Raw genomic sequence first — 12,402 nt, forward strand, 5'->3', positions numbered from 1 at the left:
AGAAACTCTCTGCCGGTTTATCGGCCCGGCAACATGACGTGGGCTTCCGGCGTGCCCTCAAACATCAGCCAGGCGCCGCCCGCGTCGCGGTTGTTCGGCAGTCCGATGTCTTCCGCCATGAAGTTCGGCATGCCGATAAACGTGTGCCAGATCGCGGTGTCCTGGCTGTCGCCCCGGAGGTTATACCAGATGGACCCGACTTCGGGCAGCTCACGCGTTCCGTCTTTCCCGGCGGCCACAACCAGATCCCTAATCCCTCCGGTGCCGCTGCTCGACAAGACAGGCAAACCGGCGCGCCTGGGGTCGTCTTGCCCAAGCAATGGCGTGGCCTTGGCCCCCATCTCCGCGAACGCTCGATTCTGCATGATGCGCGGCAGGTTGGCATCGCTGCTGGTGCACTCCACCGACCACGGCCGCTCTCCGGGAAAGCCGGTCAGGTCGTAGCAGACCATACGGCCGGGGCCGGGCCTCAAAACTTCAAACGTAAAGTCGGCAGCCGTGACGTCGTCCTCCGGACTCTTCTCCGGATTCCGAATCCACTTAACGACCGTGGCGTCCCTGGCCATGGCCGCGTTCGGAGCGGCGAGCAACGGCTTTTGGATGGGGTCATCCGTATCAATCCGGCGCTCCTCGTAGACCTGCGCCTGCGCCGGCGCGGCCATCGCAACCGCCATTACGCCGAGTACACACAGGGAAAACCGTTTCATGTGAGCCCTCCAATCGCTATGCCCCAAAATTGGGTGTTCAACAGCCAGCCTACCACGACGGCGCGTACTCTGTCTAGCGAATTCTTCCGCCGACTTGCAGGCCGCTCGGTACGCGCTCGGGAATCGTACGGTCGAACGAGCTGTCGCTCAGAGCAAACAAGAACTCGATCAGATCCGTGTCTTCTTCGTCGACGTTCTGCAACGCGCGAAGCCGCGGATCGAGCTCCTCGTAGCTGACGTTCGGGTTCCGGGACTCCCCGGCGATGGTGGCTTCATAGAACCCCACGACGGCGCGGAGCGTCCGGAACATGCCATTGTGCCCGTATGGGAAGGTCAATTCGAGGTTTCGCAGCGACGGCGTGCGAAACGCATAGCTGTCGCACGCTGCTCGGGACGCTGCAGTGCGCGGCTCCTCAGGAGCTGCCGCGCAAGGAGGGTTCTGCGCGCCTCCGTCGGAGGCGGGCGTTGTGAGACCTGATGCAAGAGCGGGGTTGTCGGGCACGCCCATGACATGCAGTTTGTAATCGGAGAACATGGGCCCGTTGTGGCACCTGATGCACCCGATCTCGTCGAAGCGCTGCATTCCCCTGACCTGTTGGTCCGTCATGGCGCTGCGGTCGCCGCGCATGTAGCGGTCGAACGGCGAGTTGTTGGCCAGCAGCGACCGCATGAACGCCGCTATCGCCCTGCCCAGGTTTTCCGCGTTGACCGGCTGTTCACTGCCGAAGGCCTCGGCGAACAGGCTCTGGTACTCGGCGTTGGCCTGGAGCTTCGCCACCACTCTCGCGACAGCCTCATCCTCCGGGTAGGTGTCCCCTCGCATTTCCTCAAACGACTTGAGCGGTTCGAGCGCCTGCGATTCGAGGCTCCTGATGCGATTGTCCCAGAACGCCGGCGCAGTCGCCGGGTCGTAGCGGCCCGATTCATCGATGCCGTTGAAAGCAACGTTCAGAACCGTCGGACTATTGCGTTTGACGAGATGCCCGTCACGCCGGAAGCGGCCCAGGCCGATGCCCGTCACGCCGGTCGACAGGTCGCGGTCATCTGAATAGGCGAATTCGGGATGATGGCACGTCGCGCAGGCTACGTCTTGGGGTCCCGACAAGAGCGGGTCCCAGAACAGCAGCCTGCCCAGCTCAACTTTTGCTGGGGTCGTCGGGTTGTATCCCGGCTCCTGCTGAGTCTCTGGCAGCGCCGACACACTGTGTTCAACGGCACCAGCTTCTTGTCCAACGGCGCCAACTTGCATGAAAAGGAGTACGGCGACCGTAGCTGCTGCGACCAGCAGTCCGGTAGGGTGTTTCGCTCCGAACAAAACCTCACGGAATTGGCTTCTCGTCATTGCTGCCTCCTATCGCACGCGCTACTACGATTTCTGGCTCTTCCGCAGAATCTGTGGACCCCAATCGGCACCAACGGACCGCGTCATGCCGTTCTTGCGCCCGCCGCAGCGGCCCGGCTTCATCGGCAGGCCCGGCTGCGTGCGGTCCAGGGCCTGAATCTGGCTCTTCTCATCCACGCGCAGCACCACGGCCTGGTCCGGCGGGTTCAGGTACGGGCCCACGATGTCGGTCAGCTTCTGGACGGACGTCGGCCGGCCGATGCCGAGTGCGGTCGCGATGCGACTGTTGGCAACGCCGTCACCGGCCATCAGCAATGCCTTGCCCTGCGACACCACGCGGTGCGGCGCTGTCGCACTGCGCGCCCACATCTCCAGCGTGCTCCTGTCTTCGGCGTCGAGCGACAGCAGTGCGGCGGGGTGCTTCATGCCCACCCGCATACTACTCAAGGCGCGGCTAACCGTCAAGCAGTCTTGGGGACACACCGCTAGACGGAAGTCTCAGCAGCTTAACGCGTGTAAGTCACTCTTATTGTTGCAGTTGTCCGGTTCTTGGGGGTGTCGGTTCTGGCTACGTTCGCGGCGTCACCCCCAAGAGCTCGAAGCAGCGCTGCTGGAGTAGCGTGGGCTGTGTCTGCAGCGTGAAGGTGGCCTCGCTGTCGGCGACCTGCATCGTGTTCGCCGCCAGCGTCCCGAGGTCGGTCAGCAGCGTGCGGAAGCTGTGGACCGGCAGGTCACGACCAGGCCGGGCGTGTTGAAGACCGAGCTTCCTGTCCGTCGCCTGCCTGCTGCGCAGCTGCGCGGGGATCACGGTGCCATCGCCGAGGGATCTCGTTGGCCGAAACACCGCGCCGCCGGCGGCACGAAGCCGAAGCCGATGGTACGATCCGTGGATGGTGCGCAGCCGTGGCGATGGAGAAGGAAACGTACCGAGGTCGGTGTGGACGACCGCGCGCGCGTTGCTCGCCGCGCTGTCGGCACTTGCAGTGCTGGACGCGAACCCGGCCGGCGCGCAGTCGCTGCAGCCGGCGGGCTGGGACGCCGGCATGCGGATGGCGGAGGCGGTGGACCGCAATCCCGACCCCAACGTCGTCGAGGTGGACTTCGAGGCCCGGGTGGCGACGGTCGAGATCGCGCCCGGACTGAAGGTGGACGCCTGGACCTACAACGGCACGATTCCGGGCCCGATGATCCGGGTGAAGGTCGGCGACCGCCTGATCGTGCACTTCACGAACAACCTGTCGCGGCCGAGCACCATCCACTGGCACGGCCTGCGGGTCCCCATCGACATGGACGGCGTGCCCGGCTATTCCCAGGAACCGGTCCAGCCGGGCGGGACGTTCACCTACGACTTCGTGGTGCCGGACGCCGGCATCTTCTGGTACCACCCGCACGTGATGTCGGCCGCGCAGGTCGGCTTCGGCCTCTACGGCGCCTTCCTGGTGGAGGACTCGACCGAGACCGAGACGATCGGCATCGCCGACGATCTCGTTCTCGTGCTCAGCGACATCGATGTCGACGACGACGGCGCGCTGCTGCCCGCCGACACCGGCGGCACGGTCGGTATGCTGTTCGGACGCGAGGGCAACCGGGTGCTGGTCAACGGCCGCCGGCTGCCGGAGCTGGTCGCGCGGTCGGGAGCGCCGCAGCGCTGGCGGGTGGTGGACGCGGCCAAGAGCCGCTACTTCAAGCTCGACCTCGGCGAGGGGCACGTCTTCCGCAAGATCGGCGGCGACGGGGGCCTGACGGAGTACTCCGAGGACCACGACTTCATCGTGCTCGGGGCCGGGGAGCGGGCCGACGTGCTGGTGACGCCGACCGGCGAGCCGGGCGGCGAGGGACTGGTCCGTTCGCTGCTGCACGACCGCGGCTACGGCAGCATCTTCGGGCGCGACTTCGAGAGCCTGTTCACGATCCGCTTCGCGGACGAGCCACCGTACGACTCGGGCCCGCTGCCCCGCACGAGCCGCGAGATGGAGCCCTACGACCTCGACGGGGCGACCGGGATCGACCTGGAGCTGACCCTCCAGGAAGACCCGTACGACCGGACCTTCGCCTACGGCATCAACCACGTGCCCTTCTGGAGGGCGAAGCCGATCCTCGCCGGTCTCGGCGAGACCCAGGTCTGGAACGTGACCAACTCCACCGCGTGGTCGCATCCGCTGCACCTGCACGGCTTTTTCTTCCTGGTCCTCGACGAGGACGGCGAGCCGGTCCGCCCGCTGGAGTGGAAGGACACGGTGGACATCCCGCACGAGCGGACGGTGCGCCTGGCGGTGCGCTTCGACGAGCGTCCGGGCACCTGGATCTTCCACTGTCACATCCTCGATCACGCCGACGGCGGCCTGCTGGGCGCGGTGCACCTCGGGCTGCCGCCGGAGGAGTTCCGAAACCTGGCCGAGCACTAGCAGCAACGGGCCTGGCACCGGGCACAGGCCGTGGCGCCGTTGCACGCCCGGAGGAGACGCGCGGTCGAGCCGGATAGCTTCGCACTGGGCTTGGTGCATCAAGAGTGTAGTGGCGCCGGTGGCGATGAAGATCCCAGGTGTTCCAGGTCGACCCCGACCACTCCATGCCGGCCATGCAACGGCCACTGGATCGGGGTCCCGTTGCGGCGGTGATCGAGCGGGCCGCCGCGCCGGCGTGCTCTCGGCCAGGCGCGCCGCGGCGAGCATCGTCCGCAGCGCGAGGATCGGACCAGACGGCTTGCAGAAGCGAAAGACCGCGACGGGTGGGCTTTGACAATGCGGTGGGCGGAATCCGACAGTGGAGCAGGACGATGCTGCGAAGCGAGATCGAAACGGCTCCAGGATCCGGAGCGCGTGAAGGGAGTGTGCCGTGAGAGCCGTCAAGATCGGTGGCATCGTGCTCGTCAGCTACGTGCTGATCGTCGTCGCCTTCGAGTCCCTGATTGGCTTCTTTCAGCCCGAGGGGCCCGATACGCTGGTGTTGACCACGGTGGACGAGAATGGCGCCGCCATCGACCGCGTGCTCCAGTCGCTGCACAGCAACGGGCAGCTCTACGTAGCGGTCAATCACTGGCCCCGTGCCTGGTACCGTCGCGCCCTGGCGAATCCCAGGGTGCAGGTGACGCGCGGCTGGGAGACGCGAAACTACATGGCCGTTCCGGTGACTGGTGACGAGTACGCGCGGGTCGCGAGCGAGTATCCACACCCTCTCGCGTTTCTTTTCCTGACCGGCTTTCCGCCTCGCCATTTCGTGCGATTGGACGAGGCGGGCTGACGGGGTGGGCCGCGGCTACCGGTTGTCCGCCGACCCGCTCGAGGGCGACCTGGTGGATCTGCTCAGCCCGACGCCGGGCCGCTACGGTCCCCGCGAGATGGTCGGGGTCAGCAACGCGAAGGACCCGGTCGGCGACGACCTGTTCCTGGTCAACTCGGGCCACGACTACGACCTGACCGATCCCCGGCAGCTCGAGGTCGGGCTGAAGGCGGACGTCGGCGGCCACACGGAGGTGACCGCCGCGGTGTTCGACATGGAGCGGGACGACGTGCTGGAGGCGTACGGGCCGGACAGCGTCTACACGATCGGCGGCATCCAGTCGCGGGGCGTGGAGCTGTCGATGGTGTCGCGGCCCAACGCCAACGCGTACTTCGGGGCCAGCGTCGCGTTCACGAACGCGGAGCTGGTGGCGGGGGTCTGGAATCACTTCGATGGGAATCGAGTGGCGACGTACTTCTTGGCATCCTCTTCACCGAGCCGCACCGAACCGGGCCCGGTTCGGACGTAGAGGTCGCCGCCGTCGGTTTTCTCCACGCCCTTCCAGCGCAGGTACACGGGATCCGGACTCCGCTGGCAGCTCACCAGGCAGACGGTCTTGCCCTCGACGATCTGCGTCTTCGGATCGATACAAGTGCCAGCGCGGTCGCCGAGACCGTTGCGCACGGCCTGGGCGAGGTGGCGCATGAACTTGTCGTCGTTGTCCAGGCGGTCGTGCTCGATGCCGAGCACCTTGCGGTCGTCGTCGACGCCGATCAGCAGGTCGCCGCCCTCGGTGTTGAGGAACGCGGCGATGGTCTTGAGCGCCGCGTGCGTCACGTGCTTGTCGTCCTTCCGGTCCTCCTGCAGGTTCCAGCGCAGGCTCGACTTGAACTCGAGCGTCTTCGACTCCTGGAGCTTCAGCAGCTCCTCGGCGCGCCGGTGCCGCCGCATGTAGTCGTCGAACAGGAGGTTCTTCAGCGCCCGGCCAAAGTCCGGGTCGTCGGTGATGCGCTTGTAGAGGTCGAAGTTGGTCTCGACGATCTCCTGGATCTTGTCCTCGACCTTGGGGTCGAAGGTCAGGCGCACGTTCTCGCGGGTGTTCACCTTGGCGCTGGCGTCGAGGCCGGCGTCCTTTTCGAGGGCCGCGCGGATCTGCTCCAGCGTGACGCGGTGCTCGGGGCCCAGGTTCAGCCCGAAGCGCTCGTTCAGCGCCTCGATGATCCGTGAGAGCGCCTCCAGCTCCTCTGCGCCGCCGCCGGCGCGTGGCTTGCTCCCGGCAGGTTCGAGCGGCTCGCCGTGTCGTTCCAGCTTGATCCGGCCGCGGCTGGTCCGCTGGATGCGAAACGACTCCATGTCGATGTTCTGCTGGACCTCTCGCGGCAGCTCGTCCTTGTCGGCCGGCAGCAGGCGCCGCAGGTGCCGGGCGAAGACGTAGAGCTTTTCCAGGTCGGGGTCGGCGAACGTCAGCACCTGGGAGAGGAACGAGTACAAGCGCACGTAGTCGGTGAGCTGGCCGCGAAAGTCGCCCGCCTCGTCGGGATCGAGGTCGACGAAGCGCTGGCGCGCCGGTTCCAGCGCCGCGTAGAGCCGATCCTGGTTCGCCCTGGGGTCGAAGTAGACGCGTGCGAACGATTCGACGTCGTCCGCCGTGAACACGCCGAAGTCGAGCAGCCGGCCCTGGACCTCGTAGAGCAGGTTGGGGTCGGTCTCCTCCGAGAGCAGGGTGGTTTCGTAGTACGGCTCGAAGGCCTTCTTGATCTCGTCGGCCTCGTTGGCGAAGTCGAGCACCATCGTGCCCTGCTTGCCGGGGTGCGTACGGTTCAGGCGCGAGAGCGTCTGCACGGCGTTGACGCCGCCGAGCTTCTTGTCCACGTACATGGTGTGCAGCAGCGGCTGGTCGAAGCCGGTCTGGAACTTGCTGGCGACCACCAGGAAGCGGTACTCGGGTTTCTCGAACTCGGCTGCCGTCTGCCGGTCGCTGATGACGCGGTCCTGCCCGGCCGAGTTCATGCCCGACTCGGTATAGGACTCGCCGCCGTCCTTCACGGTGCCGGAGAAGGCGACGAGCGCCTTCCAGAAATGGCCCTTCTCGGCGAGGTAGCCGTCCAGGGCGATCTTGGTGCGGACGGCATGGAGGCGCGAGCGGGTGACGATCATCGCCTTGGCCCGCCCGCCGATCCCGGTCGCGACCTGCGCGGCGAAGTGCTCCACGCAGACGGCGACCTTCTCGCCGATGGCGTGGGGGTGCAGCTCGACGAACGACTTCAGCAGGTGCTCGGCCTTGCGCTTGTCGTATCGAGGGTCGTCCTCGATCGTCTTCAGCAGGCGCCAGTACGCCTTGTAGGTGGCGTAGCTGGCGAGCACGTCGAGGATGAACCCTTCCTCGATCGCCTGGCGCATGGTGTAGCGGTGGAAGGGCTCGAACTTTCCGTCGGGCCGCTTGCTGCCGAACAGCTCCAGGGTCTTGGGCTTCGGGGTGGCCGTGAAGGCGAACGTCGACAGGTTCGGCAGCCGCCCGCGGCTGCGGATCTCCTCCAGGACCCGCTCGTCGATCTCCTCCTCCGGGGTCCGGGCGCCCGCTTCCTCCTGCGCGGCCTCCTCCAGGTTCCCCGCCGCGAGGACGGCCTTGAGGCTCTTCGTGCTCTCGCCGGACTGCGACGAGTGCGCCTCGTCCACGATGACGGCGAAGCGCTTGCCGGGAAGCTCGCCGATCTGCTCGGCGATGACGGGGAACTTCTGCAGCGTGGTGACGATGATGGTCCGGCCCGCCTCGAGCGCCTCGCGGAGTTGGCGCGAGGTGTGGTCGATGTTCTCGACCACGCCGAGGGTCTGCTCGAACTGGCGGATGGTGCGCTGGAGCTGACGGTCGAGCACGCGCCGGTCGGTCACCACGACCACCGAGTCGAAGACGCGCCGGTCGTCGGCATCGTGCAGCACCGAGAGCCGGTGGGCGAGCCAGGCGATGGTGAAGCTCTTGCCGCTGCCCGCGGAGTGCTGGATCAGGTAGCGCTGCCCCGTGCCGTGGTCGCGCGCGTGGCCGACGAGCCGGCGCACGCAGTCGAGCTGCTGGTAGCGGGGGAAGATCAGGAAGCGCTTGCCGGTCTTGCGCCCGCGGTCGTCCTCGGCCTCGACCTCGTGGATGAACTGGCGGACGAGGTCGAGCACGCTGTCGCGGGCCCAGATGCGTTCCCACAGGTAGTCGGTGGGGAAGCCCGTGCGGGTGGGCGGGACCGGCGGGTTCCCCGCGCCGCCGAAGCGCCCCTGGTTGAACGGCAGAAAGCGGGTCTTCGGCCCGGAGAGCGCCGTCGTCACGAACACCTGCTCCGGGTCCACGGCGAAGTGGGCGAGGCAACGCCCGTAGCCGAAGAGCGGCTCGCGCGGGTCGCGGTCGTTCCGGTACTGCCGGATGGCATCCTGGACGTCCTGGCCGTTGAGCAGGTTCTTGAGCTCGGCCGTGAAGATGGGGATGCCGTTCAGGAACAGCGCGAGATCGAGGCTCTGGTCGGTCTTCTCGCTGAAGCGGAGCTGGCGTACCACGGCGAAGAGGTTGGCCGCGTGCAGGCGCTGCAACTCCTCGTTCAGTCCGCTGGCCGGCCGGAAGTACGCCAGCCGGAACTTGCAGCCCGAATCCTTGACGCCGTTGCGCAGCACGTCGAGCGCGCCCCGCCGGGCGATTTCGCGCGAGAGGTAGCCAAGAAAGCGCGGCTTGATGTCGGCGCCGTGGTGTTGCTTGAGCTTCTCCCATTCCTTCGGTTGGGTGGCCAGCAGGAAGTCGACGACGTCGGCCGGAAGTAGGCAGAGCGCGCGGTCGTAGTCCTCCGGCCGGCGTTTGCGGTAGCCGCCGGGCAACGGGTCGTCGCCGTATGACGGTGGCGACTCCCGTACCGACTTCGCGCCGCCGCGAAAGGCGTCGGGGCCGTGGCGGAGCAGCGCGGCTTCGATCGCGTCCTCGAAGGCCCGCTCTGAGACCTCGGGAGTCATGCCGGTCTCTCCGCGTCCAGAAGGCGCCTGGGCTGGGGTGTCATAGCCCGATGCCACAGCGTGTCACAGTTCGTTGTCAGGGTGTCACAGCTCCGTTGCCTCGGAATCCACGTGAGATCGGCCGTCATCGCGTGCGTGACCGTGAAGCCCGGCTCGACGCTCAATGAGGCACCCCCTCGCACACGTCGATCTTGCCGGTGACCGCAGCGGAAATGAGGCCGGTGCGGAACTCTTTGAGGAGCCGGATTCCTCTGAGCGTTGCTTCGCACAAGCGATCGAGCTGAGCTACATGTTCATCCAGGTAGGTCGCGACTATCTTCTGCTCTTGCAAAGGGACCAGTGGCAATGGAACTCGCCTGAAGTTCGCGAAGCGCAGGGCCTGTCCGTCCCGTACCAGGTCGGAAGTGCTCTGAAGGGCTTGAACGTATGTCGCCGACTTGAGTACATAAGAGAAATAGCCGCTATCGACTCGGTCAGATGGGCGCACTATTACGTAGGCGGAACTTATGCAACCTCGGTAATTCGAGTACTCAAGGCCGCCTTGGAAACTGCGCATGCTTATTACGAAGTCGTTCGGTTCAACGTGTTTGAGTATATCGGTTCCGGTAACAACCTGTACCACGCTTCGCCCTTCAAGTTCCACAAACTTGCGTTGCGGAATCACCCCGTGCTGCTGGGAAGCGGTCAGTTGCTGGTCATCGGCTAGTGCGCTTTCTTTCCGATGCGTGAACAACATATTGCTTCCAACAACATCCCAATGCGCCGGGATCTCGCCCAGCCACTCGATGCCGGAGTCCTTCATAGGGACGTTCGCGTCGAGGCCTCCGGTGGCGGCGCGGGTAATGAGGGCAGTGCGCTTTTCCTGAAGCAGCTCGATCAGCCGCTCCTTCGTCACCACGAGCGCATCGATCTTCGCCGTCTCGCGGTCGAGGAAGGCAACGATGGCGCGTTGTTCGGGGAGACCGGGCACAGGATGACAGAAATCGCGAATGAAGTCGTCTGAGATGCGCCTCTGGCCGCCTGCCCCGTACATCGAAGCGGTACCGATGCTGCGGAAATGGTCGCTGAAAGTCAGGTAGAGGAGGAAGCGAGGATCTACAAGGAATGAGGCTCGAAGGACGTGTAGCTCAGTCGTTCCGAAGCCGACACCGTTGCACAGGCCGGTCGCCAGGGCGCCCTTACCGTTCTCGAAACACGGGGTGATCTTGGCGACAATGACATCCCCGTTGCGGAAATACGTATAACCATCGACAACGGCCGAGAGTGGCTTCGTCGAAACGAGATCGATGCCACCGTATTCGCGGACAGCTTCCATTGGTACGAACGAAACCTCGGTCTCGGGATCGAGATCGGTTACCTCGCTCTTGGTGATGGTCGTTCCGACGACAAAGCGAAGTCGTTTCGCCTCCCAATGCGCCGGGATTTTGCCCAGCCACTCGTCGCCAGACTCCTTGTACTCGGGGTAACCCCGAAGACGCCAGCGCCGCACCCCTTCGCCCCTGTCGGTCAACTCACTCACCGCCGTGGTCTTGGGTCCGAGCCTGAACCCCTGGCCGCCACAGCCCCCCGGGCGGCCAAGTCTGCGCGAAAGGACGCTCTTCGATCAGACTGTCGCAGATCGGCCCCAGGAACCGGCGCAGTTCCTCGCCTGCATCCTCCAGACGATCCGGCCCGTCGATGCCGCTCGCGATCTGCCGTCGCAGCTCGCGCCAGCGTTGCCCGCGCGCGGGGGACTCGTGTTCGTCGTAGTAGCCGGCGCGTAGCGCGGTCGGCCGCCCGCCCGCGAGCGACGTCCCGCGGTGGCGGAATGCCTCGGCGATGGCGGTGCGCAGGGCGTCGCCGTCGAACGCGAAGCGGCGCGCGAGACAGGCGACGTCCCAGAGGTCCTTCACGCGCGAGTTCGCATCGCCCAGACTGGCCATCGCGTGAAACTTCTCGGCGACCATCGTGTCGCGCGGGTACGTCCAGAGGCGGGGGGCGGGCAGGTCGAGGAGCGTAGGATAGTCCTCCTGCCTGCGCCCGAGCGTGAGGACGTCGCCGAAGCCGATGTCGATCGGAACCGCGAGCCGGACCCGGCCGAGGCCGCCCCGGATACGGACCCGGAAGCCGCCGTTCGGCTGATCGATGCGGATGCTCGTGATCGCGATCGTCGCGGGGTCGAAGACGACGCCGTCCTCTTGACAGGGAACGCCGCAGACGTCCCGCAGGGCGGTGCGAATGGCGGCCTCGTCGCGGGCGCCGCGGGCCAGGAAGTCGATATCCCGGGTGGGCCGCAGCTCCTGCCCGGCCCACACGCGGAGGAGAGCCGCGCCCTTCAGGGTGAATCGGTCCGCCTCGTCCGATGCGGAGAGGCGATAGAGGAAACGCTCGACCGCGTAGCGCTGGAGGACGCCCTCGAAGCGAAGTCGCTGCTCGCGGGCGAGGTTCAGCAGGCGCTGGCGGACGGACGCGGGTACGTCCCGGATGGCCTGTCGGGGAGTCATGCCGTCAGCGCTTCGAGCACCGGGCCGACGAGTGACTTCGCGCGGCACACTTCGGCAGCCCGCCAGATCTGGTCGACGCTCGCCTTGCGGTCGTCCAGGGCGTCGCGCAGCGCCTCGATCGCGACGTCCTTGCCGACCAGCCGCCGGAAGCGGAAACAGTCGACGACGGTGCGGGCCGGGCTCGTGATGCGGACGGGCACTCCTTCGAAGGTCGTGTTCACGACGCCGTAGCGAAGCGCGGCGCCGGAGAAGCGCACCACCCGGATCGGCAGCCCGGACACGCGGGGCGTGCGGGCCTTGTGCGGAATGGCGATCCACTCCTGCCACGGAAGTTGTGTGGTGAGTTCGTGGACGCTCAGAGCGGAAAGCAGACAGACAATGGCGCCCGGAACGCGGGCGCAGACGGCGGCCAGGGTGTAGTGCTCGGTCGGTTCGGCTTCCGCGACGCGATAGAGACCGCGCGCCACACGCTCGACGGATCCGTCGTCGACCAGGCGCCGAAGCGTACGGGAGTCGACGCCCATCGCGGCGGCTTCGCGCGGGCGGAAGAAGGTCTTCGTGCCGAGGCTACGCATGGCGAAGGTGCTCGACCGGGGCTGATATCCGAAAATGTCGGCAGATACAGGCGGTTGTCGATCTTTCGGGGCGGACACGCCCCGAGCATAGCCCG

Annotated in this window: 10 protein-coding genes and 1 pseudogene; 3 read left to right on the top strand and 8 right to left on the bottom strand. The window is 66.3% G+C overall.

Annotation, left to right across the window (positions count from 1 at the left end; translation table 11 throughout):
* Nucleotides 1-17: 17 nt before the first annotated feature.
* From F4X11_26715 to F4X11_26730, 4 genes and pseudogenes are all read right to left on the bottom strand, one after another.
* Nucleotides 18-707, bottom strand: a complete 690-nt coding sequence (locus F4X11_26715; protein MYN68566.1) for a hypothetical protein — start codon at nucleotides 705-707, stop codon at nucleotides 18-20.
* A gap of 73 nt (nucleotides 708-780) precedes the next feature.
* A complete protein-coding gene (locus F4X11_26720; protein MYN68567.1) occupies nucleotides 781-2,049 on the bottom strand; it encodes a cytochrome-c peroxidase in 1,269 nt (422 codons plus the stop codon).
* A 102-nt stretch (nucleotides 2,050-2,151) separates the two neighbouring features.
* Nucleotides 2,152-2,289 (bottom strand): annotated as a pseudogene (locus F4X11_26725) (IS630 family transposase).
* Between the two features lie 328 nt (nucleotides 2,290-2,617).
* Complete coding sequence (locus tag F4X11_26730; protein ID MYN68568.1) at nucleotides 2,618-2,857, bottom strand: hypothetical protein; 240 nt, start codon at nucleotides 2,855-2,857, stop codon at nucleotides 2,618-2,620.
* An 82-nt stretch (nucleotides 2,858-2,939) separates the two neighbouring features.
* On the opposite strand from F4X11_26730, the gene F4X11_26735 reads away from it, so the two are divergent.
* From F4X11_26735 to F4X11_26745, 3 genes are all read left to right on the top strand, one after another.
* Entirely contained in the window at nucleotides 2,940-4,454 is a 1,515-nt protein-coding gene (locus tag F4X11_26735) for a multicopper oxidase family protein (GenBank protein MYN68569.1), read from the top strand.
* 430 nt (nucleotides 4,455-4,884) lie between these two features.
* Complete coding sequence (locus F4X11_26740; GenBank protein ID MYN68570.1) at nucleotides 4,885-5,289, top strand: DUF385 domain-containing protein; 405 nt, start codon at nucleotides 4,885-4,887, stop codon at nucleotides 5,287-5,289.
* A gap of 4 nt (nucleotides 5,290-5,293) precedes the next feature.
* Nucleotides 5,294-5,797, top strand: coding sequence for a TonB-dependent receptor (locus F4X11_26745; protein MYN68571.1), 504 nt, complete (start codon nucleotides 5,294-5,296; stop codon nucleotides 5,795-5,797).
* On the opposite strand, the gene F4X11_26750 is transcribed toward F4X11_26745, so the two are convergent.
* The 4 genes from F4X11_26750 to F4X11_26765 all read right to left on the bottom strand — a co-directional run bounded on the left by F4X11_26750 (nucleotide 5,713) and on the right by F4X11_26765 (nucleotide 12,307).
* On the bottom strand, nucleotides 5,713-9,249 hold the full coding sequence (locus F4X11_26750) for a DEAD/DEAH box helicase (protein MYN68572.1): 3,537 nt from the start codon (nucleotides 9,247-9,249) through the stop codon (nucleotides 5,713-5,715). The two genes, F4X11_26745 and F4X11_26750, sit on opposite strands and share 85 nt — an antisense overlap.
* A 160-nt stretch (nucleotides 9,250-9,409) precedes the next feature.
* Nucleotides 9,410-10,768 carry a restriction endonuclease subunit S gene (locus F4X11_26755; protein MYN68573.1) on the bottom strand — a complete coding sequence of 453 codons (1,359 nt, stop codon included), beginning with the start codon at nucleotides 10,766-10,768 and terminating at the stop codon, nucleotides 9,410-9,412.
* Nucleotides 10,761-11,732, bottom strand: coding sequence for a nucleotidyl transferase AbiEii/AbiGii toxin family protein (locus F4X11_26760; GenBank protein MYN68574.1), 972 nt, complete (start codon nucleotides 11,730-11,732; stop codon nucleotides 10,761-10,763). The genes F4X11_26755 and F4X11_26760 overlap by 8 nt, the downstream gene beginning before the upstream one ends.
* Complete coding sequence (locus F4X11_26765) at nucleotides 11,729-12,307, bottom strand: transcriptional regulator (protein MYN68575.1); 579 nt, start codon at nucleotides 12,305-12,307, stop codon at nucleotides 11,729-11,731. Before F4X11_26765 ends, F4X11_26760 begins: the two co-directional genes overlap by 4 nt.
* Nucleotides 12,308-12,402: the final 95 nt, after the last annotated feature.

The organism is Acidobacteriota bacterium (genome assembly GCA_009861545.1).
Lineage (GTDB): Bacteria > Acidobacteriota > Vicinamibacteria > Vicinamibacterales > UBA8438 > WTFV01.